This is a genomic window from Mucilaginibacter lappiensis, assembly GCF_900155965.1.
In the GTDB taxonomy this organism is placed as follows: Bacteria; Bacteroidota; Bacteroidia; order Sphingobacteriales; family Sphingobacteriaceae; genus Mucilaginibacter; species Mucilaginibacter lappiensis.
Window position 1 is genome coordinate 86724 of the sequence record NZ_FTMG01000005.1, and the last position, 25494, is coordinate 112217.

26 protein-coding genes and 1 tRNA gene are annotated in these 25494 nt (G+C 41.3%); 18 read left to right on the forward strand and 9 right to left on the reverse strand.

Going from position 1 to position 25494, the window contains the following annotated elements; genetic code table 11:
• The gene (locus tag BW976_RS11565; RefSeq protein WP_076373456.1) at nt 1-741 is read right to left on the reverse strand and encodes a proteasome-type protease; all 741 of its coding nucleotides are present in this window, start codon (nt 739-741) and stop codon (nt 1-3) included.
• Between the two features lie 249 nt (nt 742-990).
• Here BW976_RS11565 and BW976_RS11570 point away from each other — a divergent pair, with 249 nt between their 5' ends.
• Nucleotides 991-2079: an acyltransferase family protein gene (locus tag BW976_RS11570; protein ID WP_076373457.1), complete on the forward strand. Its 1089-nt coding sequence runs from the start codon at nt 991-993 to the stop codon at nt 2077-2079.
• Between the two features lie 90 nt (nt 2080-2169).
• Nucleotides 2170-3252, forward strand: coding sequence for an acyltransferase family protein (locus tag BW976_RS11575; RefSeq protein WP_076373458.1), 1083 nt, complete (start codon nt 2170-2172; stop codon nt 3250-3252).
• 107 nt (nt 3253-3359) lie between these two features.
• On the opposite strand, the gene BW976_RS11580 is transcribed toward BW976_RS11575, so the two are convergent.
• From BW976_RS11580 to BW976_RS11605, 6 genes are all read right to left on the reverse strand, one after another.
• A complete protein-coding gene (locus tag BW976_RS11580; RefSeq protein ID WP_076373459.1) occupies nt 3360-4658 on the reverse strand; it encodes a glycosyltransferase family protein in 1299 nt (432 codons plus the stop codon).
• A 310-nt stretch (nt 4659-4968) separates the two neighbouring features.
• Nucleotides 4969-5901, reverse strand: coding sequence for a bestrophin family protein (locus BW976_RS11585; RefSeq protein ID WP_076373460.1), 933 nt, complete (start codon nt 5899-5901; stop codon nt 4969-4971).
• Between the two features lie 25 nt (nt 5902-5926).
• Nucleotides 5927-6406: a hypothetical protein gene (locus BW976_RS11590; RefSeq protein WP_076373461.1), complete on the reverse strand. Its 480-nt coding sequence runs from the start codon at nt 6404-6406 to the stop codon at nt 5927-5929.
• 105 nt (nt 6407-6511) lie between these two features.
• Nucleotides 6512-7879, reverse strand: a complete 1368-nt coding sequence (locus BW976_RS11595) for a HAMP domain-containing sensor histidine kinase (protein ID WP_076373462.1) — start codon at nt 7877-7879, stop codon at nt 6512-6514.
• On the reverse strand, nt 7863-8564 hold the full coding sequence (locus BW976_RS11600) for a response regulator transcription factor (protein WP_076373463.1): 702 nt from the start codon (nt 8562-8564) through the stop codon (nt 7863-7865). Before BW976_RS11600 ends, BW976_RS11595 begins: the two co-directional genes overlap by 17 nt.
• Nucleotides 8565-8605: 41 nt before the next feature.
• Entirely contained in the window at nt 8606-9361 is a 756-nt protein-coding gene (locus BW976_RS11605) for a YdcF family protein (protein ID WP_076373464.1), read from the reverse strand.
• 281 nt (nt 9362-9642) lie between these two features.
• Here BW976_RS11605 and BW976_RS11610 point away from each other — a divergent pair, with 281 nt between their 5' ends.
• The 9 genes from BW976_RS11610 (at nt 9643) to BW976_RS11650 (ending at nt 18691) form a co-directional block, all read left to right on the forward strand.
• Complete coding sequence (locus BW976_RS11610) at nt 9643-9852, forward strand: hypothetical protein (protein WP_076373465.1); 210 nt, start codon at nt 9643-9645, stop codon at nt 9850-9852.
• 264 nt (nt 9853-10116) lie between these two features.
• On the forward strand, nt 10117-12792 hold the full coding sequence (locus tag BW976_RS11615; RefSeq protein WP_084192166.1) for an alpha-L-rhamnosidase: 2676 nt from the start codon (nt 10117-10119) through the stop codon (nt 12790-12792).
• 131 nt (nt 12793-12923) lie between these two features.
• Nucleotides 12924-13571 (forward strand): START domain-containing protein, encoded by a 648-nt coding sequence (locus tag BW976_RS11620; protein ID WP_076373466.1) that lies wholly within the window; start codon nt 12924-12926, stop codon nt 13569-13571.
• A gap of 267 nt (nt 13572-13838) precedes the next feature.
• Nucleotides 13839-14582, forward strand: a complete 744-nt coding sequence (locus BW976_RS11625) for a (Fe-S)-binding protein (RefSeq protein ID WP_076373467.1) — start codon at nt 13839-13841, stop codon at nt 14580-14582.
• On the forward strand, nt 14575-15960 hold the full coding sequence (locus BW976_RS11630; RefSeq protein ID WP_076373468.1) for a lactate utilization protein B: 1386 nt from the start codon (nt 14575-14577) through the stop codon (nt 15958-15960). The genes BW976_RS11625 and BW976_RS11630 overlap by 8 nt, the downstream gene beginning before the upstream one ends.
• Nucleotides 15957-16550 carry a LutC/YkgG family protein gene (locus BW976_RS11635; protein WP_076373469.1) on the forward strand — a complete coding sequence of 198 codons (594 nt, stop codon included), beginning with the start codon at nt 15957-15959 and terminating at the stop codon, nt 16548-16550. Before BW976_RS11630 ends, BW976_RS11635 begins: the two co-directional genes overlap by 4 nt.
• A gap of 185 nt (nt 16551-16735) precedes the next feature.
• Complete coding sequence (locus tag BW976_RS11640; RefSeq protein WP_076373470.1) at nt 16736-17479, forward strand: SDR family oxidoreductase; 744 nt, start codon at nt 16736-16738, stop codon at nt 17477-17479.
• Between the two features lie 124 nt (nt 17480-17603).
• Complete coding sequence (locus tag BW976_RS11645; RefSeq protein WP_076373471.1) at nt 17604-18212, forward strand: TetR/AcrR family transcriptional regulator; 609 nt, start codon at nt 17604-17606, stop codon at nt 18210-18212.
• An 80-nt stretch (nt 18213-18292) separates the two neighbouring features.
• Nucleotides 18293-18691, forward strand: a complete 399-nt coding sequence (locus BW976_RS11650; RefSeq protein WP_076373472.1) for a response regulator — start codon at nt 18293-18295, stop codon at nt 18689-18691.
• Between the two features lie 15 nt (nt 18692-18706).
• Here BW976_RS11650 and BW976_RS11655 read toward each other — a convergent pair whose 3' ends face one another.
• Nucleotides 18707-19435, reverse strand: coding sequence for a hypothetical protein (locus BW976_RS11655; RefSeq protein ID WP_139332282.1), 729 nt, complete (start codon nt 19433-19435; stop codon nt 18707-18709).
• Nucleotides 19436-19666: 231 nt separating this feature from the next.
• On the opposite strand from BW976_RS11655, the gene BW976_RS11660 reads away from it, so the two are divergent.
• The 5 genes from BW976_RS11660 (at nt 19667) to BW976_RS11680 (ending at nt 22875) form a co-directional block, all read left to right on the forward strand.
• Entirely contained in the window at nt 19667-20479 is an 813-nt protein-coding gene (locus BW976_RS11660) for an oxidoreductase (RefSeq protein WP_076373474.1), read from the forward strand.
• A 19-nt stretch (nt 20480-20498) separates the two neighbouring features.
• Nucleotides 20499-21302 (forward strand): helix-turn-helix domain-containing protein, encoded by an 804-nt coding sequence (locus BW976_RS11665; RefSeq protein WP_076373475.1) that lies wholly within the window; start codon nt 20499-20501, stop codon nt 21300-21302.
• A gap of 89 nt (nt 21303-21391) precedes the next feature.
• Nucleotides 21392-22042, forward strand: a complete 651-nt coding sequence (locus BW976_RS11670) for a hypothetical protein (protein ID WP_076373476.1) — start codon at nt 21392-21394, stop codon at nt 22040-22042.
• 63 nt (nt 22043-22105) lie between these two features.
• A complete protein-coding gene (locus tag BW976_RS11675) occupies nt 22106-22501 on the forward strand; it encodes a hypothetical protein (RefSeq protein WP_076373477.1) in 396 nt (131 codons plus the stop codon).
• On the forward strand, nt 22501-22875 hold the full coding sequence (locus BW976_RS11680) for a DUF1801 domain-containing protein (RefSeq protein ID WP_076373478.1): 375 nt from the start codon (nt 22501-22503) through the stop codon (nt 22873-22875). Before BW976_RS11675 ends, BW976_RS11680 begins: the two co-directional genes overlap by 1 nt.
• On the opposite strand, the gene BW976_RS11685 is transcribed toward BW976_RS11680, so the two are convergent.
• On the reverse strand, nt 22864-23727 hold the full coding sequence (locus BW976_RS11685) for a capsular polysaccharide synthesis protein (RefSeq protein ID WP_076373479.1): 864 nt from the start codon (nt 23725-23727) through the stop codon (nt 22864-22866). The two genes, BW976_RS11680 and BW976_RS11685, sit on opposite strands and share 12 nt — an antisense overlap.
• A gap of 125 nt (nt 23728-23852) precedes the next feature.
• On the opposite strand from BW976_RS11685, the gene BW976_RS11690 reads away from it, so the two are divergent.
• Nucleotides 23853-23924 (forward strand) — tRNA-Arg (locus BW976_RS11690).
• A gap of 150 nt (nt 23925-24074) precedes the next feature.
• Nucleotides 24075-25289 (forward strand): tyrosine-type recombinase/integrase, encoded by a 1215-nt coding sequence (locus BW976_RS11695; RefSeq protein WP_076373480.1) that lies wholly within the window; start codon nt 24075-24077, stop codon nt 25287-25289.
• Nucleotides 25290-25494 lie beyond the last annotated feature (205 nt).

Below are 25494 nucleotides of genomic sequence, written 5' to 3' on the forward strand. Positions count from 1 at the left end.
TCATCCTGTCTTAATTTTAATTTCGTTTAGTTTTTCAAAAGCAGGATCCATCCAGGCATCGGAAACGTGGTTGAGCGCGTTCTTTAGTTCTTCGGCCCATTGTGCCGATATAAATTCCAGGTCTTTTTTCTCATAGCGCTGCTCTACTACCTCAAAACTGTCTTTTTTATACAGCACTACATCAATCGGAAAATCCACATTATTGGCGCTTACCCGGGTTGAATCAAACGACAGGAAACCGGTTTTAAGAGCCAGCTTCAGGCTTGAATTTTCTGTAAGTGTGCGGTTCAAAATAGCCTTGCCATGCGCCGCGTTCCCGATAACCACATAGGGCGAACCTTCGCCCAGCTCCACCCAGTTACCTTCTGGATAAAGTAAAAACAGTTTGTGCTCATCGTCGTCACTTAGCTGCCCGCCAATAATAGTATTCAAATCGAACTTAAAACCCGCATGCTCCAGCGCCACTTTATCTTCTTCGGCTGCCAGTTTTACCTGTTCGCCAAAGGCGTTTACGGCTTTGTAAAGCTTGTTAAACTCGCGGGTTTCCAGTTGTTCTGTAAAATAGGTAATAGCCTTATCCCGCACCGAACGCAAGCCGCTGGTCATGATAAAAAGCGAAAAATGATCCTTTTGCGCTATCGTAATCTTCTTTTTTACAGTAGTATCGGTTCCAGAAGTAATACGGGTATCGGCAATAGCCAGCAACCCTTCTTTAACTTTAATTCCCAGGCAATAGGTCATCTTAAAAAACGTAACGCGTTAAAAATTCTGAAACCACCAAAGTAATTAAATAAAGGGAGATTATGGGAATGATGAATAAATAGATGGTTAACCGTAACCAAATTAACATGTGAAGGATAATTTAGAAAAATTAATCCACTAAGAACGACCATCAATATCCAAAAAAATTGGCTAAATCGTTATTATTTGGTATTCTTGGACCTTTGCGCGCAACCCCGGCGCACCTGCTTTTACCAATAAATAAACACAATGACCGAACACAAACTCCAACCTGAGATCTTAAAAACTAAACAGCATTTTGAAATTTTAGATGGCTTGCGCGGAATAGCGGCTTTCGCGGTGGTGATCTTCCATTTTATGGAAATAGCTTATTCTGATTACAGCCAAAACTTTATAGGTCATGGTTTCCTGGCGGTCGATTTTTTCTTTTGCCTGTCGGGCTTCGTGATTGGGTATGCTTATGATGATCGTATAGGGAAAATGGGTATCATGGAGTTTTTTAAATCCAGGATCATCAGGCTGCATCCCCTGGTTATTTTCGGTTCGGTACTGGGCTTGTTAGCCTTTTTGTTTGATCCTTTTGGCGGCCACCCCGAAGTATACAGCGCAGGCAGGCTGATACTGCTATTTTTACTATCTGTATTGCTTATCCCCTTCCCCGTGATGTCAGACCGCTATTTTAACCAGTTCGGTTTTAACGCCCCCGCATGGTCGCTATTTTGGGAATATATAGCCAATATTGTTTATGCCTTTGTGCTTTGCCGTATTCATAAGCGCTTGCTGCTTGTGCTCACTATATTGGCGGCACTAGGTATTTGTTTTGTGGCTTCTCACTCCGGAAACCTGATGGGTGGCTGGGGTAAGGGCAACTTTTGGGATGGCGGCGCTCGTATCGGTTATTCGTTTTTAGCCGGTTTGCTGATATACCGCTTCAATTGGATCATCAAAAACAAGCTGGGCTTTTTAGGACTGGCGGTGCTGCTGTCTTTAGCCTTCCTGATGCCTTTCTCCAATAAATGGAACTGGCTTACCGAAACACTGGTAGTGCTCTTTTATTTCCCGCTGTTGATCGCCTTAGGTGCAGGAACTGTCTTAACTCAGGGGCTGAAAAAACTGTGCGTATTCTTCGGAAAAATATCATACCCGCTATACATGACGCATTACGCGGTTATGTGGATGTTTGGGAACTACTATGCTGCCCACAAACCCGGTCCTGCTCAGTTGGGATTGATTATTTCGATATCGGCGATACTACTGGTTGGTATAGCTTACCTGGTGATGAAGATTTATGATATCCCGGTACGCAGATATTTGACTAATAAAAGGAAACAAGCTTGAGGGATGCAATAGGTATTTTTTATACCTTAAGGGACTTTTAAATAAGTATTTATTCCTCATTCAGTCATAAACTTTACACCATTACCATTAATGCCCCAGAATCAGTTAAATCCGGATATACTTAAAACCAAACAGCACTTTGAAGTACTTGATGGTTTAAGGGGGGTAGCCGCTTTAGCTATTGTACTTTACCATTTTCTGCAGGTAAATTATGCAAGCAATTTCTTAGAACATGGTTTTTTAGCGGTCGATTTTTTCTTTTGTTTATCCGGATTCGTGATTGGCTACGCCTACGATAACCGCATCCAAAAAATGGGTATCATGGAGTTTTTTAAATTACGCATTATCAGGCTGCATCCATTGGTTGTTTTCGGTTCTGTATTGGGTCTGTTAGCTTATCTTTTCAACCCTTATAGTGGCAATCATACAGAATTATACGGAACGGGCAAGCTCATTTTGTTGTTTGTAAGCTCTATATTACTTATCCCACTCCCACTAAGGTATGATCATTCTTTTCCTTTGTTCCTGTTTAACGTCCCTGCCTGGTCGTTATTTTGGGAGTATGTGGCCAATATCGCGTATGCTTTTATTCTTTGCCGTATTGGGCAACGGCTTTTGATTTTATTAACTATAGTTGCGGCAATCTTCATTTATCAGGTAGCTTATCATTCCGGAACCCTGATTGGCGGCTGGGGTCTGGACACCTTGTGGGATGGCTGTGCCCGTATCTGTTACTCATTTTCAGCGGGCTTGCTCGTTTATCGTTCCAAGTGGATAATTAAAAACAAACTCGGTTTTATTGGTATGGCTTTATTATTGGTACTGGCATTTACCATGCCTTTTTCAAAAGGATACCGCCTGGTACAAGTGCTGTCGGTATTGATTTATTTTCCCTTATTAATTACACTTGGAGCGGGAGCTATCTTAACCCCGGCATTAAAAAAATTCTGCATTTTTTTGGGGGAAATATCATATCCCCTTTACATGACCCATTATACGGTTATGTGGATATTTGCCGACTATTACAGCAGTCATAAACCCGGCCCGGGCCTATTTACCCTTATCATTACTATTTCAACCATATTGCTGGTAGGTGTGGCCTATCTCACCATGAAAATTTATGATATTCCTGTACGCAGATACCTCTCCAATAAAAGAAAAAGTGATATATAACTAGCCCACCAAAGAGCTAAAAAACGATGGAGTTACCTATAAATATGACACAGATTGAAGCCCTTGCTGATGAATATTTCCATGGTTCTGAAAATCATTAGTACACTCTAGCCCAATCCATTTTCTACAGGTTCTGCTGCGAACCGCAGACTGATTTTTGGAAGTTTATCAGCCATATAGGCTATCCAAAAGAGTACTACCGGCATCATCACATCAAACTGCCGCGCATAAGCGCTAACCAGCCCGCTGATCAGAAAATATAACACAAAAATGAGCATGATGAATTTTATCGCGTAAGCAATTCTTCGCCGGTTGATAACACTTAGTATTAGAGCAACTACACTGGCCCAAAACACCAATGAGCCGGTAAGGATATTGATAATGGTTTGCGGGATCTGGTATGAATAGGAATACGGAAAATCAAATAACATGCGCGAAAGGTTATAAAAGTAATTTTTGATAAACTTTTTTGGCGTCGCCCGGATATTTCTGATCGCGGCCTTTTTAAACAGGTCATCCTGCTCAGCCCCCTCGTGTTTTAAGATCGACGCAATCTCGGCTGAATGATTGGCCTTCAGCAATGAATCCCCCTCAGTAGTATTAAAAGGCTGTGGTGATAGCAAATTGGTTAAGCTGGGCAACTTCCAATCGCCGTATTCCAGGTTATCTGGCGTGCTCATCCAATACAAGCTCATACCACCAGAGTTTCCCCAATAAAAAAACCTGCCGGTAAGGTTGTAAGTATACAAAAGATAAGGTGCCGTAGTTATAAAGGCAATCAGGATAATATACAGGGAGTTTTGGTAATTCTTTTTTACCTTACCCAAAACCAAAAGTATAAGACATACCAGTAAGCTACTGAGCAGCACGTACCCAAAAATGATTTTTGTTAAGGTTAAAAAGCCCAGCAAAAAGCCCGAAAGTACAAGGTGCTTAAACCTACCGCCATTATAAAACAATACCACACTGTAAATAAATGCCGCGATGAGGAAAGCCGAAAATATTTCGGTGAGGATAGCCGGTAAATAAGTGTAGATATTAAAATAAAACGCCCATATAATAGCAAAAAAACGGGCTATCTTTTCGCGGGCTACACAGGTTAAAGCCTTGTAAAGAAAAATAATGGAAAGGTAATAAAACAACGCATTAAGCAAAGGGTAAAATATAATGGGTAAATGCAGTGCTGCAAAGGGCATCAATGCGATGGGATACCCGGGGCCGTTCCACAAATTAATAACGGGAGCCGGCGGCGAATAAAAGCCATGCAATAGGTTTACCGCAAAACTAATATAACGGGGTTCATCACCATATAAAACCGGCCATTTGTGTTTCAGGATATAATAAACGTAATACAGCAGGAATGGTAAAAAAAGAAGAAAAGGATTACGTTTAAATTTAATGTTCATACCAGGTTAGCAGGTTCCGTTACGCCATGAAGTTAGGGAAATTTAACGCTTTTTCCTGAAGATAAAGAGAGCCTTATTTTTGATCCTGCGCATGTGGCGCTGTGGTAACACTGGCCAAAGTCCATTTTTTCACCTATTCAGAACTAAAGTCTTCTGATTCAGTATTATTTTTCGTGTATTTATAACAAACGACAGCCCGGCTCTTTTTCAAGATACCGGGCCGTTTGGTTAAGACAACAGGAGAGTCAAAAACCACTCGTTCAGTAGCAATCAATTAACTATTAACTACTTATTACTTTTTAAACCGTTATTATAAAATATAGAATACCGCCTGTTTTTGTTGCTGATTGTTGGTCACCATATCGGTCACTTGTGGCATTTCGTCTTTTAGCATTTGCTTCAGGTCCTGCTCAATTTTCCTACTGATGGCGGTTGTCGGAGTATCTGTTGGCATATTCTCAAATGGATCCTGCAAATGGATAGCCATTTTTTCGATCAGGAAAAATGCCGATGAAATAGCAATTACCAGGGGCACCTGTAATATGCCAAAAGACTCCATCAGACTAAAAGGTAGCAGCAGCACAAAAAACAGTACCAGCCAATGGATATACACACTGTATGTAACCGGGAATACGGTATTCTTGATCCGCTCGCACCCCCCCATGGAGTTCATAAAACTGGTCAGGGTGCCATCCATAGTTACCTGCTGATACTCGTTAACCCAACCCAGTTTATACAAGGTGCGCAAATCATGCCCTTGTAACTCATTTAAAGCCAGCGGCACATGATCTACATTACGAATATTCCGGACATCATCATCGCTTAAAAACGCCTCCAGGTTTTGTTTGGCATCTTGTTTACGCAGGTGGCGGCTCAAACTGTAGCACCAGGCTATCTGCCGTTTTACAATCCGTTCTTTGAGCGCCCATTTCTCGTCGCCGTCGATACTGCTGTCAACAAAGGTGAGTACCTGGCGGGTAATTGTACGGCAATCATTCACAATGCCACCCCACAAAATACGGGCCTCCCACCAACGACCGTATGCCTGATTTGACCGGAAAGCCAGTAACAGGGATATAATAGTACCCAATATGGTAGGTACCGTTAACGGGATGGATACTTCTTTTAAGTCATAGTACTGATGCACCAGGTAAATGGCCGAGGCATAAATGGCCACCATGATGAGTTCTTTTTTTATTTTTCCGAATACATATGTAACCGGGATGTTTTCTTTTAGTAGCATAATATTTTAATAATTAAGGGGTTAATTACTGTTGTTCTGTTAATTCTGGCTCTTGAGCAATAAGGTTTGCTATTACGCCATCTGTTTCTGGGTTGGCAAGTACCCGTTTACCGCATTTTTCAATTAGTATTTCGGGGTCGATGCTGTTTTTAAATAACAATTGATAATTATCGTGCGGGGGCACAATGGCATCCACATCATGCGCATCCAGGTAGTTATTAAAAACAGCTACGGTACTGCCATAAAAAATATCGATATGGATGCGGTTGATCAGATGGCTGAAATCTTTTTCGAGATCGCGGCAGCGGATATAAAAATTATCAGGAATCTGCCTGTACTCGGTCGAACGGCGCGACAGCATTAGCAGTTCGCCTATGTTATCAGTAATCTTCAGCATGTGTACCAGTCTTATATCTACTTTTTGCGGATAGTATTGCTGAGCTATGGTTGGAATGCTTTGGAGCGATTGGTACGTAAAATCTGTGGGGATGAACAGCGTTTTCATAGTCGTAATTATTTAATGGTTTAACTTGTACTGCTTTGTTTGATACAAGTGTAGCCCCCAATAATTAAGATGATCTAAGAAAGTTATTAGAAATTGATTAGAGTTTTATGCCGATGCCTCTAAAGGTAAAAACACTTTGATCTCGGTACCTTTACCAACGTCTGAACGGATACCTATACTACCCCTGTGCAAACGTATAATGTTAAGTGTTAAAGGCAAGCCCACCCCGTGCCCCTCATAGCTATGCGTGTTGGAGGCCCTGAAAAATGGCTCAAAAATATGCTGCAGCTCGCTTTCGGGTATGCCGATGCCCTGGTCGGTGATGGAAATGATCACTTTATTGTTTTCGGCCAGCAACCTTATTTTCACCATGCGGTTGTCCGAGTATTTGCAGGCATTGCTGATGATGTTGGTAACGGCCAGGCGCAGTAAGTTACTGTTACCACTTACGTAAAGCAAGTGTTCGTCGGTTGGCATATCTTCCAGATCGATTTGTATATTGCTATCGGTATTGATCCTTTTAATTGATTCTGAAGCGGTCATCAGGAGTTCATCCATCCGGATACTTTCCCAGCGCTGTTTTTTGCCGTCAAAACCCGATTGGGCAAGCGTCAATAAACTATTTAATATTTGACCCAGCTTTTCAGATTCTGAATAAATAGTACCAAATATCTGGCGCTGCTCCGGGTTCGCATCGGTTTTACTTAGTGCCAGTTCGGCTTCGGTACTAATAATGGTTAAGGGTGTGCGCAACTCATGCGAGGCATTGCTTACAAAGTTATTCTGGGTTTCAAAAGCTGTTTCCAGGCGGTTAAGCATATCATTGAAGGTATAGGATAGTTCGGCTATCTCATCCTTACCACTCAGCTCATCCAGCCTGAAATGCAGGTTATTAGCTGTTATATTTTTAACATTATTAATGATACGCCGTACCGGCTGAAAGGTATAAAAGGAGAATATTTTACCTACAAAATAAACCAGTATCATGGCTGCCAGAAAGCCATAGACCAATATCCTCTGTAGGTCTTTCAATTCTTGAAAACCCGACGGATCAATGGCCGAAACGATAACTATATATCTACTGTTACCCTTTGTAAATACCTTACCGGCATAAAAAATATTGTCAACCTTGTAGCGTGCTGCACTATCTTTTAAGATGTTTTTAATAAAACTGCTTTTAACGTTAATTCCACCGTTTATATTAATTTTGTTAAGCGTATCCGTACTAAAAAAATATTCTTTTTCTGATTCCAGTTTTTCCAGATAACGATTCCTTACTTCCTGGTAAGCCTGGCTTTTGGCACCAGGAAACAGGCGCACTTCTGCAGATATATTTACACGGGCTTCCAGCCGTTTAAAAAAATCGTCGAAACCAAACCTGTATACCAGGTAAAAAATAGTGATATTGAGCAATACCAATATTACACCCGACAGCAACAGGAACAGTAAGGTTATTTTACTTTGTATTTTCATCGGGCTCTCCCTCCTTCATGATATATCCCATACCAAAAACCGTGTGTACGAGTTTTGAACCACCGCCCTTTTCCAGTTTTTTACGCAGATAGTTTACATATACATCAACCACATTAGTCCCCATATTAAAATCAATATCCCACACACTTTCCAGTATCTGGATACGTGACAGTATCTTTTTTTGATTCTTTACAAAATATTCCAGCAATCGGTACTCTGTAGCCGTTAGTTTTAATGGTTCCTGGTTGCGGTAAGCTATTTTTGATTCGGCATTAAGCTCCAGGTCGCTAATGGTAAATATATTGTTTTTAGGCTGTTGATCGCCGCCTTTACGACGCAGCAGGGTACGTAAACGGGCAGCCAGTTCGACAATTTTAAAGGGTTTTACCAGATAATCATCGGCACCGCTATCCAAACCGTTCACAATATTTTCGGTTGAGTCAAGGGCGGTTAGCATAATAACAGGCATGGTTGTTTTTTGCTGCCTGATGAGTTTACACACCTGTATACCATCCATTACGGGTAACATTACGTCTAATATCACCAGGTCAAAATCATGATCAAGCGCCATTTGCAGACCAGTTGCTCCATTGCCCGCCACGCTTACTTCGTAACCAAATTCTGCAAGTCCGCGTTTTATTACCGATACCACATTGGGTTCATCCTCAACCAGCAATATCCCCATAATATTATTTATAAATTTTAAGCTCCGAACATTATAGCGTATTAACCGCGTCCTGAGATATAGTTAACGGCAAGGCCAATTATTTCTTTGATATAAAAGCTCCATTTGTTTAGTGAATCGGCACTGGGTACAAACTCACTTAAGCTAAAGTCGCCGGTTCCGGCCATATAATTACAGGGGTATGGCATTACATCAACACCCATTTTTTTAAAGATCCGTACCGAGCGACGCATATGAAAAGCAGAGGTTACCAATAAATACGGGCCTCGCTGTCCGTGCTTTTGAAGCAAGCTTTTTGTTAAAGATGCGTTTTCCAAAGTGTTGCGCGACTGATCTTCTATCAGGATACAACTATCGGGTACCTGTGCGGCCTTTAGCTGGTATCTGGCCCAGGCCCCTTCCCGGAAAGCGGATGGATTTAAATTGCCATTACCCCCCGAAATTAAAATGTATTTCACCCGGCCGGTCTTTTGCAAAAGAACCCCTTGTATAAACCTGTCTGCCGCAGGACCGAACATACCACGACCTTCACTATCGTCTGACGCAAAGCCCCCAAGCACAATGGCTGCGCTATATGTTTTGTCTTTCCCCAACTCAACGGGCGCTATGTCCCAGGCATGAGCCAGCCGGTTGATCAGGAATGAATTAGAAAAAAAATAAAGCACCCCGATACCCCATAAAAGGTATTTGCGTTTACGTTTTGCATTTTTCGCAAAAGCCGCCACCAGCAGTAAAACAAATACATACGACAGCGGAAAAAGCAAGAACGCCAATATTTTTGACAGGATAAAAAACATATACCGGTATACTTTTGCCGTAAAAGTAATTAAAATTTAGAGTCAAGATATTAGAATCAGGAATCAGGAGACAAACAGAAAATCATTTGTTTGCCGTTAGTATATACAAAGTGGGTTTACATGGTTTACATATTTCATGGTTAACATCGACTTAATTTATTGATAATCAATATACTAAATACATATTCCTGATATAATGTGTTAACCTTGATTTTCACTTAACCCGGGTACGTAACAAACTGGCATCATCATTGTCATACAAACAATAAAAAAACAAAATTATGGGCTTACTAAAATTTCTTGTCGTTGGTGCAGCGGTTGCTTACGGCATAAACTATGTGACCAAAAAGGGGCCGAATGGTAAATCGATCATTGACGACCTTACCGAGAACGGGCCTGAGTGGATGGATCGTGCTAAAAAATACGGAGAGCTTACCTTAGAGCAAATAGCTGTCCGCACCCAAAACTTCAGGGATAACAACAGGTTTTAAAATAGCTGTTACACTGTCATGCATCATATTCCTTTTTTGGCGACAGCCTTACGGCTGGCTATGGCCTAAAAAATGCCAAAACAGAGTCGCTCCTGGCTTTGATATAGCAAAAAACAGACGCGGTTATTATAGTTTGGACTACTCCTGTTACACCTACCCACGCCTCAGGACAGTGAGGGTTGCGTAAGCAGAAATATCGGTTTAACATTGCTGTAAGCCCTTAAATTATCTTGCTTACCTTTATAAACCGCTTTATTGCATTATATGAAACTACTTTTATGTGAGCGCAGGCTTTACATGGCTTTGCTATTTAATTTTTTTGTTATTACAGGCTTCGCCGATACACCAGGCAAAGCAACCGGTTTACAATGCGAACACCTCGTTAATCCTATTGGTATTGATGCCAAACATCCACGATTAAGCTGGTTACTTATGGATGAAAGGCATGGGGCGGCACAAACTGCTTATCAGCTTATTGTTGGTACCGATTCTGTTGGTGTAATTAACGGTAAAAGCGATAGCTGGCAAACCACTAAAGTTGTGTCTTCAGTAAATTTGGTTAGCTATCAAGGCAAACCTCTGCAACCATTTACCAAATACTACTGGCGCGTACTGCTGTGGGATCAGGCCGGTAAAAAACTTACGTCATCAGCCATAGCCAGTTTTGAAACCGGGATGATGGATATGCGCAATTGGAAAGGTTCCTGGATAAGTGATAATAAAGGCATCGCGGTAAACCCTGCACCCTACTTTCGGCATACCTTTAAAGTAGCCCGGCAGATCCGTTCTGCCAGGGCTTATATCGCCGTAGCGGGTCTTTATGAATTGTATATCAACGGACAAAAGATAGGTAATCATCGTCTCGACCCGATGTATACCCGGTTTGACAGGCGCACCTTGTATGTAGCCTACGATGTTACCGCACAACTGCAAAGCGGCAAAAACGCCATTGGGGTTTTGCTGGGCAACGGCTGGTATAACCACCAGAGTACAGCCGTGTGGTATTTTCACCAGGCACCGTGGCGTGGTCGGCCAACGTTCTGTATGGATCTGCGGATTACTTATACTGATGGTTCTGTAGAAACCATAACCTCCAACACCCAATGGAAGACCTCGTTAAGCCCGGTAGTTTTTAACAGCATTTACACTGCCGAACATTATGATGCCCGCAAAGAACAACCGGGCTGGAATACGCCTAGTTTTATAGATACTGCCTGGAAACAGGTCATTAACCGTTCGGCTCCCTCACAAAACATTGTTGCGCAGAGTCTGCAGCCTATTCGTAATGTAGAAGAGATAGCTGCCAAAAGCGTAACCAAAATTGACAATAACCTGTGGGTGTTTGATATTGGGCGAAATATATCCGGCGTAAGCAAGATCACCGTCAAAGGTGATTCAGGTACCGTGATCCGTTTAAAACATGCCGAGCGGCTGAACAAAAATGGGCATGTGGATCAATCCAACATCGACCTGCACTATCGCCCTACTGATGATAAAGACCCCTTTCAAACTGACATCTTTATTTTGAACGGCAAAGGCGAAGAAGTCTTTATGCCTAAATTTAACTACAAAGGCTTTCAATATGTAGAAGTTAGCAGCAGCAAACCAGTAGAGCTAAACAAAGAAAGCCTGAAAGCTTATTTTATGCATAGCGATGTAGCCCCAATCGGCACCATAAACTCATCAAACAAAACCATCAACCAGATCTGGAGTGCTACGAATAACTCCTACCTCAGTAACCTGTTTGGCTACCCTACCGATTGCCCGCAGCGTGAAAAAAACGGATGGACAGGTGATGCTCACATAGCCAGCGAAACTGGTTTATATAATTTTGACGCCATCACCATTTACGAGAAATGGCTGGCCGATCATCGCGACGAACAGCAACCCAATGGTGTTCTCCCATCCATTATCCCAACCGATGGCTGGGGTTACGAGTGGGGTAATGGCCCCGACTGGACAAGCACCATAGCCATTATACCCTGGAATATTTATTTGTTTTATGGCGATAGCAAACTACTGGCGGATAGCTATACCAGCATCGAAAAGTATGTAAATCACATTGATGAGCTTTATCCAAGCGGGTTAACTACCTGGGGTTTGGGCGACTGGGTGCCGGTAAAATCCGTGTCTCCGGTTGAGTTGACATCTTCAGTGTATTATTATACCGATGCCAGCATCCTGGCTAAAGCCGCCAAAATATTGGGCAAACAAGCCGATTTTGTAAAATATTCGGCACTGGCCAATAAGATCAAAAATGCCATCAATATTAAATACCTGAATACCCAAACCGGTATATATGGCAAGGGATTACAAACCGAACTGAGTGTACCGCTTTACTGGGATGTAGTACCGCAAAATCTGAAAAGCAAAGTGGCCGCCAACCTGGCGCAGCGTGTAGCTGCCGATAATTACCATCTGGATGTGGGAATCCTGGGCGCCAAAGCCATTTTAAGTGCCTTGAGCGATAATGGTTATTCGGATGTGGCTTACAAAATAGCATCACAGGAAACTTTCCCTTCCTGGGGATGGTGGATGGTGAACGGGGCCACTACCCTGTATGAAAACTGGAAGATCGATGCTAAATCAGATATATCCCTCAACCATATTATGTTTGGCGAGATTGGCGCCTGGTTATATAAAGGCATAGCAGGTATCCATACAGATCCGGATCATCCTGGCTTTAAAAACATCCTGCTACAACCCCATTTTGTGGCCGGACTTAATGAATTTATGGCCACACATGATGGCCCTTACGGCAAAATAATATCCTCGTGGCAACGTAACGATCATGGCATAACTTACAGGGTTACTATACCAGCCAACTCAACCGCGACCATTACTTTACCGGCCGGCAAAACTTACCTGGGTGGCAAGCTGATCACGGGTTCCGGCCCTTACCAGACAGCCGCCGGAAGCTATATTTTTGAAGTGAAATAATCAACACTTTAATTGACATAGATATTTCATATTTACATTCGCTTAACATCAAATGACCTTTTGCTGACAAGCCGGTTCACCAACCGGCTTGTTTTGTATATACTTTTGTTACATTATATCGGCTCTATATCATGTACAAAAAAGTCACTTTATTAGTCCTGCTTGCATTTTCGTTGATCAACATCACCCATGCCGATGAACCCTGGGCTTTAAGTACTAATAAAGAGGGTGTTAAAGTTTATACCAGGCATGTACCAGATTCAAAGGTAAAGGCTATTAAAGTTGAATGTGAGTTTAATGCTTCGGCCGCCCAATTGGTTGCTGTATTACTGGATATCAAAGGCAGTATTGATTGGGTTTATCATACCAAGTCTGTTAATATGATCAAACAGGTATCACCCTCAGAATTATATTACTATTCCGAAGTATCCATACCCTGGCCTTTACACAACCGCGATTTTATTGCCCATATCAAAGTTACCCAGGATCCTAAAACCAAAGTGGTTACCGTTGATGCTCCATGTCTGGCAGATATGATAGCACGTAAAGATGGCATAGTGCGTATTGAGCACTCAGTAGGTAAATGGATAATTACACCGATAGACAGCAGCCACGTAAAAATTGAATATACCCTGCACTTAGATGCGGGTGGTAACGTACCTGCCTGGTTACTCAATATGTTTATTACCCAGGGCCCTACAGAAAGTTTTAAAAAGCTGAAAGTACAATTGCAGAAACCCACCTATAAGAACATCAAGCTCCCTTATATTACGGATTAGGTCATTGGGCCATTACGTTATTTAATTGTTTACTGGTTCAGCAGAACAACCATGAGAGCGAAAGCATTAATAACAATGCCCCAATAACGCTAATTACCATTAATCATTTGCAAAAAAAGCTGATAACAGTTGCGTGCTATAAACGTAATTTCGTTGCTTAGCTGTAATTGTTTATGCTGTTACTGTAATACTTGCAGATACCTGATGACAGTTTTACAATTTATAACCGCTAACATTGCTTTAACCAATTAAAGTAAACACTATAAAATGAAGGTAGCTTTATTTGTACCCTGCTATGTCGACCAGTTTTACCCCAAGGCAGCTATTGCCACGCTGGAACTGCTGGAGAAACTTGGCGTTGATGTACACTATCCTAAAAATCAAACCTGTTGCGGGCAACCCATGGCCAATTCTGGCTACGAACACCTTACTACCGGCTGCAATAATTTGTTTATTGATAATTTTTCGGGCTATGATTATATCGTATGCCCCTCGGGTAGCTGTACCCTGCATATCAAAGAACATTTACATTCACCAGAAAAAGAAGAACAAGCTGTTGATATCCGCAAACGGGTTTATGAGCTTACCGAGTTTTTAGTTGATGTATTAAAGGTGACGCAGTTAAAAGCTAACTTCCCGTATAAAGTAGGCTTACACCAAAGCTGCCACGGATTGCGCGGTCTGCGGATATCGCAAATGAGCGAGCTGGTTGCTCCTGCTTTCAGCAAACCAGCGCAATTATTGGATATGGTACAGGGATTGGAACTGGTACCCTTAACCCGGCAGGATGATTGCTGTGGCTTTGGCGGAACATTTTGTGTTGCCGAAGAAGCGGTATCCTCCAAAATGGGGAAAGACCGTGTAGATGATCACATTGAACATGGCGCCCAATACATTACCTCGGCCGATCTTTCGTGCCTTATGCATATGGAAGGCATTTTACGCCGTCAAAAAAGCGATGTCAAAGTAATTCATGTGGCCGAAATTTTAAATCACTACAGCCATGAGTAACGTTACAGGAAAAAGCCATGCCGAGTTGGCCAGCATCTTTAACCAGGATGAACCACGAGTTGACTGGCACGACGAAACCTTGTGGTGGATACGCCAAAAACGCGATGTCCAGGCGCATAAACTGCCCGAGTGGGAACTGTTAAGAGAAACCGCATCACAAATCAAGAACAACGTATTATCAAACCTGAGCACATACCTGGAACAATTTGAAGCCAACGCGATCAACAATGGTATTATAGTACACTGGGCTACCGATGCTGAAGAACATAATCAGATCATACACCGCCTATTACAGGAGCGCGGCATCAATCGCATGGTCAAGAGTAAATCCATGCTTACCGAAGAGTGCCATCTGAATGAATATCTCAAAGAACAAGGTATCGATGTAATTGACTCTGACCTGGGCGAACGCATTGTTCAGTTAGCCAATGAACCGCCAAGCCACATCGTACTGCCTTGTATCCATAAAAAGAAAGAAGAGATAGGCGATATTTTTCACGAACATTTAGGCTCCGCCAAAGGTGAATCAGATCCAAAAATCTTGACCGAAACCGCCCGCCAGCATTTGCGTGAAGTGTTTTTGACCCGCCGAGCAGCACTTACCGGCGTTAACTTCGCGATTGCCGAAACCGGCGAGTTTGTGATATGCACCAACGAAGGCAATGCTGACATGGGTGCCCATTTGGCCGAAATCCATATTGCCTCGATGGGAATAGAAAAGATCATCCCGGAAAGAAAACATTTGGGTGTTTTTTTAAGGTTGCTGACCCGCAGCGCTACCGGTCAGCCTATTACCACTTATTCCAGTCACTTCAAAAGACCACAACAGGGTACAGATATCCATATTGTGATTGTTGATAATGGCCGAAGCATACAATTAGGTCGCGAGGATTTTCGCAATTCATTAAAATGTATCCGTTGCGGGGCTTGTATGAACACCTGCCCAGTATATCGTAAAAGCGGCGGTCATAGCTATCATACTGCCGTTGCTGGCCCTATAGGCTCGATACTGGCGCCCAACCTGGACATGAAAAAGTATGCCGACCTACCCTTTGCCTCTACCCTTTGTGGCTCCTGCAGTAACGTATGTCCGGTTAAAATTGATATCCACGACCAGCTTTATAAATGGCGGCAGGTTATTGTAAAGGAAGGTTACAGCCCTACAGCAAAAACTATGGCCATGAAAGCGATGGCCTTTACCCTATCCTCACCCACCTTATACCGGTCAGGCGGTAAAGTTGGCCGTTTGGTATTTAAATATGCCCCGTTTGCGGTAAATAATAGCTTAAACCCATGGTACAAACACCGCGAAATGCCCAAAGCACCAGAACAATCATTTGGCGAATGGTACAACAAAAGAAAGGAAGGAAAGCAATGAGCAGGGAAAAAATATTAACAGCCGTTAAAAAAAATCAGTTTACCCATGCCCCACTGCCCGATCTGGAAATATTAAACAGCCTGACAGCAACCGGGGATGATTTAACACCGCAATACACCAGTGTGGCCAGCGCAGGGGGTAGCTTTGTTTATGAAGTAAAAGATTGGGAAGCCATAAAAACCATCCTGCACAAAGAATTTAAACCCGGTGTAAAGATCATATCGGGCATTCCCGAACTGGATGAGTATACCTACGCCGGTAATGTACTACAGGAATCATCACACAGCTTTGCCGATGCAGAGCTGACCATACTATCATCAAACCTGGGTGTTGCCGAAAACGGCGCCTTATGGCTTACCGAAAGCCAGATGAATATACGGGTGCTGCCATTCATCAGCCAGCATCTGGCTGTTGTGATCAGTAAAGATGCCCTTGTACCTACTATGGCGCAAGCCTATGATCAAATAGGTAATGCTGATTATGGTTATGGGGCATTCATCTCCGGGCCATCAAAAACTGCCGATATTGAACAATCATTAGTAATTGGTGCGCATGGCCCAAGGAGTTTATCTGTGTTCATTCTTATCTAACCCCTTCTTATATAATACATCATATGCCGGCCTGTTATTGATATAACAGGCCTTATTTTTGTTACCGCTACCTTAAAGCTGGTGTCTTCACAATGATGACACAAGGATGAGTTTTGCCTATTGTATAAATATACCGATTGGTATATTTTTGTCCTGTTGAAATTAATCATCAACACTAAAACAAAATGAAAACTTCACAGAACACTGTACTCATAACCGGTGGAAGCGCCGGCATAGGATTTGAAATAGCCAAACAACTATCAGCTAAAAATAATCATGTAATTATTATTGGCCGCAATCCAGAGCGTTTACAAAAAGCCGCTGCCCAGTTACAAAACGTAACGGCCATCAATGCCGATATCTCCAACGCTGCCGATGTTGAAAACCTGGTTGCCAAATTATTCAGCGATTTCCCACATCTTAACGTAGTGATCAATAATGCAGGGGCTGCTTCTATAAGTGATCTGTTAAACAATACCGACACCTTTGAAAAAGCAAGTGCCGAAATGCATACCAATTACCTATCTGTTATCAGGCTGAACGAAAAGCTGTTGCCTCTGCTTAAAAACCAAAGTGAGGCCGCTATTGTGAATGTGTCATCCATAGTAGCATTTGTACCCGGTAAATTAACCGCCACATACTCAGCCAGTAAAGCAGCGTTACATTCTTATACACAAGCCTTAAGAGTTGCCCTGACAGATACAACCGTTAAAGTATTTGAATTGATGCCACCATTGGTTGATACTGAATTTTCGACCGAAATTGGTGGTCACTTGGGTATCCCGCCATCACAAGTTGCCGATGAATTTTTGGCTTCTTTAGAAACCGATAATTATGAGATCAGGGTAGGAAATACCGAACAGCTTTACCAGTTATACCTATCATCTCCAACTGAAGCATTAAACTTTATGAATGCGCGCAAATCATAATTTGCCTTTATGATCTTTAGTAAAAGCATATCGTTTGATATGCTTTTATTGCTTTTACAAGTCATTATGTTACAGGCATTAAACAAAATTGCAATATTAAAATACCAATTGGTACATTTGTATTATGGAAACGGAATTATCAAAAGCTGCAAGAACCCGCCAGTTCATCGTAGAAAAAACTGCGGGTATCTTTAATAAGAAAGGATACGCGGGTACTTCGTTATCGGACCTTACCGAGGCTACAGGGCTTACCAAGGGTAGCATATACGGTAATTTTAAAAACAAAGAAGAAGTCGCCGTAGCTGTATTTGAATACAACTCCGCAAAAGTACGCAAGCAAATCAAACACTTTATTGATCAGGCGTCTACCTATCATGATAAACTTATGGTTTATGCCCAGGTTTATCACAGATTTAACGCCGTAAGTTTTCCCGAAGGCGGCTGCCCCATATTGAATACGGCTGTTGATGCCGATGATACCAATCCAGTATTAAAAGAAAAAGCCGCACAGGTAGTTATTAACTGGAAGAAAAGGATTGAAGACCTGATAGAGGGCGGCATAACAGCCGGCGAATTTAAAACAGATATTGATATCCCACAAACAGCCCTTTCTATTATCGCGCTGATTGAAGGGGGTATTATGATAGCCAAGGTAACCAATACCCCGGCTAACCTGGATAAGGTATTAAAAACAGTAGATACTATCATCACACAGCTTAAAACAAGCATGTAACCTAATTATTACAGCAATAATTGGGGGCCTAAAAACAAAATTTGCTAACTCAACGTTATAGAGGATACCAATTTAATAATATGCCTAAAAAAATCTTAATCCTTGATGATAGCGAGGATGTACTTGACGTGATGAAAGAAGCGCTCGAGATGGAGGGCTACGAAGTTCAGGGAATTAATTTTACCGATGACATATGCAAGGCAGCTATCAGTTTCAATGCCGATATGGTTATCCTGGACTACATACTATTTGGAATAAACGGTGGCGAGCTTTGCCATATGCTTAAAACCACGCTCGAAACGGCAAACATCCCAGTAATCATGGTATCGGCCTATCCCCGCGTATTGGAGTCCTTGGGTAATTATGGTTCAGATGCTTTTATAGCCAAACCCTTCAATCTTTCCGATATAACGGATACCATCAAAACCTGTTTCCTGAAAGCCGGTAATGACGTAGAACATGCCGATTGCGATTTTTAGCCGACCCTACTCTTACTATTTATTGATCTTTAAAAAATCTTCCGACTGTCGTTGCTCAGCCGGGATTTTGAGAAATTCCTTATAACTGGAGGTTAAATAATCTAACAAATTAAAGCCTTTACTATTATAGGTCTTAATACTGGGAATATAAAGTGTAATAAAGTTTTTTAGCTCCTGATTGCTGATAGGTAAATAGTTTTGAATGTTTTCGGGACTGAAAACTTTTGAGATCTGAACTTTTTCGTCCTCGTCCAGCAAAAATTGCTGCTCCCTTATTCTTCTATTTTCATCTTTATTCCAATCATGTATCATGATTTTGATCCCTCCTATGGGACGACCAGCAGCATCCGTTTGGTACAATACTGTTTCACTATTAAATGGCCCTTTTGATGGGGCAGCTTTTAACGACCCTGTATGTAGTTCGGAAGAAGTTACTTTAACTTCCTGGAGAGTCTTGGTCTTTAAATTAAGGTAGATCTTCAAATAACTCAAATTCGTAATATAAATAGTATCCGGCTGATAATAAGGCGATGAAAAAGACAGCAGGTCGCCAATCTTCGCGCCAATGGCAAAGCTGCCGTCCGAAGCCGAAATTTGTTTTAAATGAGAACTTAAGTTTTCTATGTTAATTCCGGAAAGTGGTATTTTGGTATTGTTCTCAAATATCTGTCCGCCAAACTTACCTTGAGCATAGCTTGTTCTACAAAAGCACCCAATTAGTATTATTATTAACAGGCTTTTCATGATCAATGTATAACCGTTTTTGAACATTATTTGATTGGTAGTTTTGTATGAAATTATAAAAAGCTATTATTTAAATATAAACGTCTTTTTTTGTAATTCTTTATCCTTTATGTATAATAGGATGAAACATTTTTCTGAGCTTCTCACCAAAGCAAAGTTGAGCTTCACAGCAAACCTACGCCCCTCCTTTTACCCCCACCTTTGTTATGTAATTAACAGAGCAAAGAAAAAATGAAAAAGATTATATTAATAACCGGCGCGTCTGCCGGCATGGGTAAAGAAATGGCCAGGCACCTGGCACAGGATGGCCACACAGTTTACGGTGCGGCCCGTCGTACAGAGAAAATGGCCGACCTAAAACAGTTTGGCGTGAAGATATTGTCTATGGATGTAACTAATGAGGCTTCCATGATTTCCGGTATTGAAACTATAGTAAAAGCCGAAGGTAATATTGATGTTTTGATCAATAACGCAGGGTTTGGTTCATACGGAGCCATTGAGGACGTACCCATTGCCAATGCGCGCTATCAGATGGAAGTGAATGTTTTTGGCGCGGCTCATTTAACACAACTGGTGTTACCATATATGCGTAAACAGGGCTCTGGTACAATCATTAATATATCATCTGTAGGTGGCAAATTTGCTATGGGGTTTGGTGGGTGGTATCATGCCAGCAAGTTTGCGCTTGAGGCCCTGAGTGATAGTCTGCGTAATGAGGTAAAACAATTTGGTATTAATGTGGTGGTGATTGAACCCGGCGGCGTAAAATCTGAATGGGGCAGCATCGCGATGGATAACCTGCTTAAAATTTCGGGAGATACACCCTATGGTCCCTTAGCTAAAAAAATTTCTGATAACGTACTGAAAATTAGCGAAAAAAATGCCGAGCCGATAGTTATAGTTGACCTGGTGAGAAAAGCTATAGCCGCCAAACAGCCTAAAACCCGTTATCATGGCGGCTATATGGCTGGCCTGATATTATTCATGCGCAAAATACTACCCGACCGTACATTTGATAAAATACTACTGGCTCAACTAAAGTAGTTGTATATTTAAATTGATCATGGAAAATAAAAGCCACGTACTGTTTAACAACCTGATGTACTCCTGCGTTGATAAAAAACAACGCAACAACGAGTCATTTGTACCCGAACACGCTTTCGGGTACATCATATCGGGCGAAACGCACCAGAAAACCAACGAAGGCACGCGCATATTCAGCGCCGGCACTGTAGGGGTTGTACGCCGGAATCAATTGGTAAAAACAGAAAAAATTCCTGGGTTGGATGGAGAATTTAAATCAATCAATATTTTTTTAGATCAGGCATTTTTACGCAGATACAGTGCCGAGCATAAACTCGCGCCGGCCAAACCTTACAGCGGCGAATCCATTCACCTCTTACAGCCAGATCCCTTCATTAAAGGCTATTTTGATTCTTTAATGCCCTATTTTGATCATCCGGAAAGGGCCACCGATAACATGGCCGAGCTGAAAACCAAAGAAGCCGTTGACCTGCTCCTGAATTTCAATCCCGATTTTTATGATTTTCTTTTTGATTTCACTGAGCCTTACAAGATAGATCTGGAAGCCTACATGAATCAAAATTTCATGTTTAATGTACCTGCCGCTCAATTCGCCAAGCTCACAGGCCGAAGTCTGGCCAGCTTTAAACGCGATTTTGAAAAGGTCTTCCGCATATCACCGGGACAATGGCTGCAGCAAAAACGACTGAATGAGGCCTATTACCTCATCAGGGAAAAGGGCCAAAAACCATCAGAAGTATATCTTGATGTAGGTTTCGAGAATTTGTCGCACTTCTCGTACACTTTCAAAAAGACTTTTGGAATAGCGCCTTCAAGGGTTTAAACCCATGCATAAAATTATCTTTCAAATCCTGCTTTTTAATGATTTGTTTTGATAGTTTTATCCTGCTTACCCTAATAGTTACTTACTAAATGACCTCAGCCGAATTTGAATTCACCGGTGGTGCCACATATGGCGTGATGAATGCCACATGGCCCTTTGCGGCACTCCGGGTTAACAAAAATGAACTGGAACTCAATATCTCCTTACTTGGAAACCTGCATTTCAGACCAGAGGACGTGGTATCTATAACCAAGTCGGGTATGAGTTTTTTTTCGAACGGCATCCGCATTAAGCACAAAGTAAAAGGATACTATTCAACTGTTATTTTTAAATCATTCACCAATGCTGATTCTATTCTGCAACAAATACAACAAACAGGCTTTTTAGATAATAAAGTACCTTTGCCTCATTATGATGATACGGTGATTACCTCGATGCAGGAAAAAGGTGGTTTCACCATGAAAATTCCGGCAGCCATCGCCATTGTGGTGATCTGGAATCTCTTGTTTCTACCCAATTTTGTTCATTCATTTCAGAACAATAAAGTTCCATTCATAGGTATGCACCTGGGATTAAGTTTTATGCTGTTGTTATCCCTTACGCTTTTGATATCCGAACCATTCCGGGATTTACTATTGAAAGAAGGCCGTACTTTAAAGCATATTAAAACATTTGTATTGTTTATGATATTGATCTCAGCATTAATACTGGGCATTTCATTCCTGCTTCCCCAGTTTTAGGTCTTATTTGTTTTGAGCTTTTGTTTTAGATAGATTTATACTGGCAAACCTAAAACCCCTAATATGAATTGGAACCTCATCCTTAAACTCTCGGTATTTGGTCTGGCCATGGGCCTGGTGACAGCATTTTTTATTCCGAGTAACATTGAGGGAGCTATCTGGCCGGTTATTTTTATCATCTGCGCTTATATTATCGCCAAAAACTGTACACAAATGTATTTTACCCATGGCTTTTGTCTTAGCCTGATCAATTGTGTATGGATTATTGCAGCGCATGCTATTTTTTATAAAAACTACCAAGCCGGTCACGCGCAGGAAGCGGCCATGTATAACGGTAACCCCTACCATATCCCGCCACAAGCGGCCCTGGCAGTTATAGGTGTTGTAATTGGTATAGCTTCTGGACTCGTACAGGGGCTGTTTGCATTTATAGCCTCCAAACTCGTTAAGAAACGGTAATGACTTTAACGCAACTCTATAACTTTTATCTGCAAAAGGACGAACCCATCCGGGGTTGTTTACTGGCACTTAAAGACATCATCCTGAAACAGGACCAAAACATATCGGCAGAATGGAAATATGGGATGCCATTTTTTTGCTATAAGGGTAAAATGTTCTGTTACCTGTGGGTACACAAAAAATACCACCAACCCTACATCGGCATTGTTGAAGGACAGCGATTTGATCATCCCGGCCTCATCATTGAAAAACGTTCCCGTATGAAGATCATGCTTTTTGAAGCCGATAAAGATTTGCCGGTAGAAACAATAAATAACATTTTAAAGCAGGCCCTTGATCTGTACAGAACCGGGGTAATCAAATTAAACAGCTGATATATTTAACAGGTAATCCATCACTGTCCCTTCTTTAAGCTCTGCCGCCCGATAATTCCACATCAATTTATAACATGGCGAAACCTTATGATCAATATCCACTTTTACCTTCTCTGTTATTGGGTTAAACAATCCGGCAAATTGCAAACCATGTGGTATGTCGGCACTTATTTTAGGTGTATCATTCCATAGTTGTTTTACCTTATTGTCCTCCAGGTAGTTTTTCTCAAACAAATAATGGAACCAGAAATAGGGGTGTATTCGTAACACCCTGGTAACAAAAGGCCGAAACCAGGTTTGAGTACCTAACAACCGCAAACATTTATTCAAAAACTTCCACTTTGAATTTTCAATAAAAGTCATCCCTTTGTTTTGGTTCCAATAATCCAAAACTAACTGCTTAAAAGTGCCGGTTATATGGTTATTGGCTGCTGATGCTATAAACCAACTGGATATCATTCGATCGGGCCCTGGTCTTTCAAATGCAAAAAAGCCCCGATGCATATAATCCGGCAACCAGGAATCTAAAGGCTTTGTACAAAAACAGGTTGCATCAACCCATACGCCGCCATATTGTGCAAGCAAATTGATCCTCAGGATATCTGAAAATGCCTGCTTGGTTATTTGCTTATATTCTGCAGAAAAATAACTCTTAACTGAGGTTTCATCCAAAAAAACAATTTGCCAGTCGGGATTATGTTTTACCCACGATTGGTAGCATTTAGATACTACAAAGGGGGCGTTCTCCATTCCCTGCAACCACAAAAACCAAATTATTTTAGGGGGATAATGATCAATCACAGCAAAACTATTTTTCAATGATACGATTACACCCAAATATAAATTATTCATGGTGAGCTGCGGACCAGGATCAAATTTGTTACAAAATATGGAATGATGATGCAGAAATTACGTTCATGTATTTTTGCAGATTCCATACCCGGATAAACAATTGAATGTATATCTTTGCAGCAAATGCTCCCGTAGTTCAACGGATAGAATTATGGTTTCCGGTACCATCGATATGAGTTCGAATCTCGTCGGGAGCACTTTTTAAAATTGATACGGTTTGATATGATTCAAAAATCAAGCCTTAATTCAATAAAAATGCAACTTGCTAAATTTATTAGCATAACTTTGTAGCGTTATTAATCGGTTATTTTAGACACCCATTAGACACCGTTACAAAGTTATCTAATATGAGCATTAACTTAAAAGTCAGACTATTCAAAGGCAAGACTCATGCCGATGGAACACACCCAATTCAGTTGCAATTTTATTTAAATGGCAAGGTAAAGAAAAAAGGCATCTATTCCTGTCAGGAAAGTGATTGGGATTATAATAAAAACCGAGTTAAATCAAAAGTTCCCAATTCCGCCTATATTAACAATTTGATCTCTGAAAAATATACTGAATATGAGCGAGAGCTAATAAAGGTAATAAACGGAGAAAGTCCAGCCAATTTCTTTGAAGAAAATAAGGAACTCACTTTAGATTTTGTCCTACAACAGGAACTCATTCGGTATAAAAAGGAGGTCAAGCCGATGACAGAATCTAGGGTAAAAGGATACAGAAACGAACTGTATCATTATTTTGATTCTGAAAATACACTCATAAAAGATATCAACTTACGCTGGTTCGAAAGATACGCTGCTTTTTTGACCAATGACCTCTTGATTGATGGAAAGTTGATCAGGCCTGGTAATATTGGTACGACGTCACAAAAGAAAATTAAAGACGTGAGACGGGTTATCGAAAAATGGTCGTCTTCCCCATTAACCGATGACGTGAAAAAGTTCCGAATTCCGACCAAAAAGCCAATGAAGCAAAAATTAACAGCTTCAGAATTGCATAGTATAGAATCACTGGTTTTAAAAGAAGGGTCAATACTGGCAGTTTCAAGAGACATATTTCTGATGCAAGTATACTTACGTGGTTGTAGAATTGGAGCCCTATTACAAGCTTATTCTAGTCAATTTAAAGACGGCAGATACACGGCTGATAATACAACCGGCAAAAACAATGTTGATTCTAAGCTAATACCTAAGGCACAGCAAATAGTCAATAAATATAAAGGTAAATCTCAGAGGTTATTTCCTCTGTTCAACTTAACCCATGATCCGAAATTGAGTGAGTTCGATAATCAAAGAAGGACTTTTAAGCACAAGCAATCATGTACTACCATCGTAAATAAAAATCTAAAGGAAGTCGCAACCAAAGCAGGTATCAACAAGCCCCTATCTTCCCATATCGCCCGACACACCTTCGCGCGTATGGCAATAGATAAGATTAATAACCCCATGGTAACTATGGAATTGTTGGGGCATTCGTCATTAGCTGTACATCAGCAATATTTAAATGATATAAGGAAAGAAGATGTTCTGGATCAGGCAGCAGATGAAATTTTTGGATAATACTTTAATCAAGCCATGATATAAAATACCGTGTTTTCACCTATTGCTACCCTGAAATATTAAATACATATTGGGCATATATATTAAATATAAAATAAACTCCTGCTTCTATGCCTAAACTCATTCTAAAAAAAGCCTCCTGGCTAGTACTCGCCACTGTGTGTCTAGCTGCCGTTATTATTAATAGTTGTAAAAAGGACTCGCG

Excerpts from the sequence above, each read along its gene's own strand:
- BW976_RS11565 (WP_076373456.1), bottom strand. The coding sequence starts at position 741 with ATGACCTATTGCCTGGGAATTAAAGTTAAAGAAGGGTTGCTGGCTATT.
- BW976_RS11570 (WP_076373457.1), top strand. The coding sequence starts at position 991 with ATGACCGAACACAAACTCCAACCTGAGATCTTAAAAACTAAACAGCAT.
- BW976_RS11575 (WP_076373458.1), top strand. The coding sequence starts at position 2,170 with ATGCCCCAGAATCAGTTAAATCCGGATATACTTAAAACCAAACAGCAC.
- BW976_RS11580 (WP_076373459.1), bottom strand. The coding sequence starts at position 4,658 with ATGAACATTAAATTTAAACGTAATCCTTTTCTTCTTTTTTTACCATTC.
- BW976_RS11585 (WP_076373460.1), bottom strand. The coding sequence starts at position 5,901 with ATGCTACTAAAAGAAAACATCCCGGTTACATATGTATTCGGAAAAATA.
- BW976_RS11590 (WP_076373461.1), bottom strand. The coding sequence starts at position 6,406 with ATGAAAACGCTGTTCATCCCCACAGATTTTACGTACCAATCGCTCCAA.
- BW976_RS11595 (WP_076373462.1), bottom strand. The coding sequence starts at position 7,879 with ATGAAAATACAAAGTAAAATAACCTTACTGTTCCTGTTGCTGTCGGGT.
- BW976_RS11600 (WP_076373463.1), bottom strand. The coding sequence starts at position 8,564 with ATGGGGATATTGCTGGTTGAGGATGAACCCAATGTGGTATCGGTAATA.
- BW976_RS11605 (WP_076373464.1), bottom strand. The coding sequence starts at position 9,361 with ATGTTTTTTATCCTGTCAAAAATATTGGCGTTCTTGCTTTTTCCGCTG.
- BW976_RS11610 (WP_076373465.1), top strand. The coding sequence starts at position 9,643 with ATGGGCTTACTAAAATTTCTTGTCGTTGGTGCAGCGGTTGCTTACGGC.
- BW976_RS11615 (WP_084192166.1), top strand. The coding sequence starts at position 10,117 with ATGAAACTACTTTTATGTGAGCGCAGGCTTTACATGGCTTTGCTATTT.
- BW976_RS11620 (WP_076373466.1), top strand. The coding sequence starts at position 12,924 with ATGTACAAAAAAGTCACTTTATTAGTCCTGCTTGCATTTTCGTTGATC.
- BW976_RS11625 (WP_076373467.1), top strand. The coding sequence starts at position 13,839 with ATGAAGGTAGCTTTATTTGTACCCTGCTATGTCGACCAGTTTTACCCC.
- BW976_RS11630 (WP_076373468.1), top strand. The coding sequence starts at position 14,575 with ATGAGTAACGTTACAGGAAAAAGCCATGCCGAGTTGGCCAGCATCTTT.
- BW976_RS11635 (WP_076373469.1), top strand. The coding sequence starts at position 15,957 with ATGAGCAGGGAAAAAATATTAACAGCCGTTAAAAAAAATCAGTTTACC.
- BW976_RS11640 (WP_076373470.1), top strand. The coding sequence starts at position 16,736 with ATGAAAACTTCACAGAACACTGTACTCATAACCGGTGGAAGCGCCGGC.
- BW976_RS11645 (WP_076373471.1), top strand. The coding sequence starts at position 17,604 with ATGGAAACGGAATTATCAAAAGCTGCAAGAACCCGCCAGTTCATCGTA.
- BW976_RS11650 (WP_076373472.1), top strand. The coding sequence starts at position 18,293 with ATGCCTAAAAAAATCTTAATCCTTGATGATAGCGAGGATGTACTTGAC.
- BW976_RS11655 (WP_139332282.1), bottom strand. The coding sequence starts at position 19,435 with ATGAAAAGCCTGTTAATAATAATACTAATTGGGTGCTTTTGTAGAACA.
- BW976_RS11660 (WP_076373474.1), top strand. The coding sequence starts at position 19,667 with ATGAAAAAGATTATATTAATAACCGGCGCGTCTGCCGGCATGGGTAAA.
- BW976_RS11665 (WP_076373475.1), top strand. The coding sequence starts at position 20,499 with ATGGAAAATAAAAGCCACGTACTGTTTAACAACCTGATGTACTCCTGC.
- BW976_RS11670 (WP_076373476.1), top strand. The coding sequence starts at position 21,392 with ATGACCTCAGCCGAATTTGAATTCACCGGTGGTGCCACATATGGCGTG.
- BW976_RS11675 (WP_076373477.1), top strand. The coding sequence starts at position 22,106 with ATGAATTGGAACCTCATCCTTAAACTCTCGGTATTTGGTCTGGCCATG.
- BW976_RS11680 (WP_076373478.1), top strand. The coding sequence starts at position 22,501 with ATGACTTTAACGCAACTCTATAACTTTTATCTGCAAAAGGACGAACCC.
- BW976_RS11685 (WP_076373479.1), bottom strand. The coding sequence starts at position 23,727 with ATGAATAATTTATATTTGGGTGTAATCGTATCATTGAAAAATAGTTTT.
- BW976_RS11695 (WP_076373480.1), top strand. The coding sequence starts at position 24,075 with ATGAGCATTAACTTAAAAGTCAGACTATTCAAAGGCAAGACTCATGCC.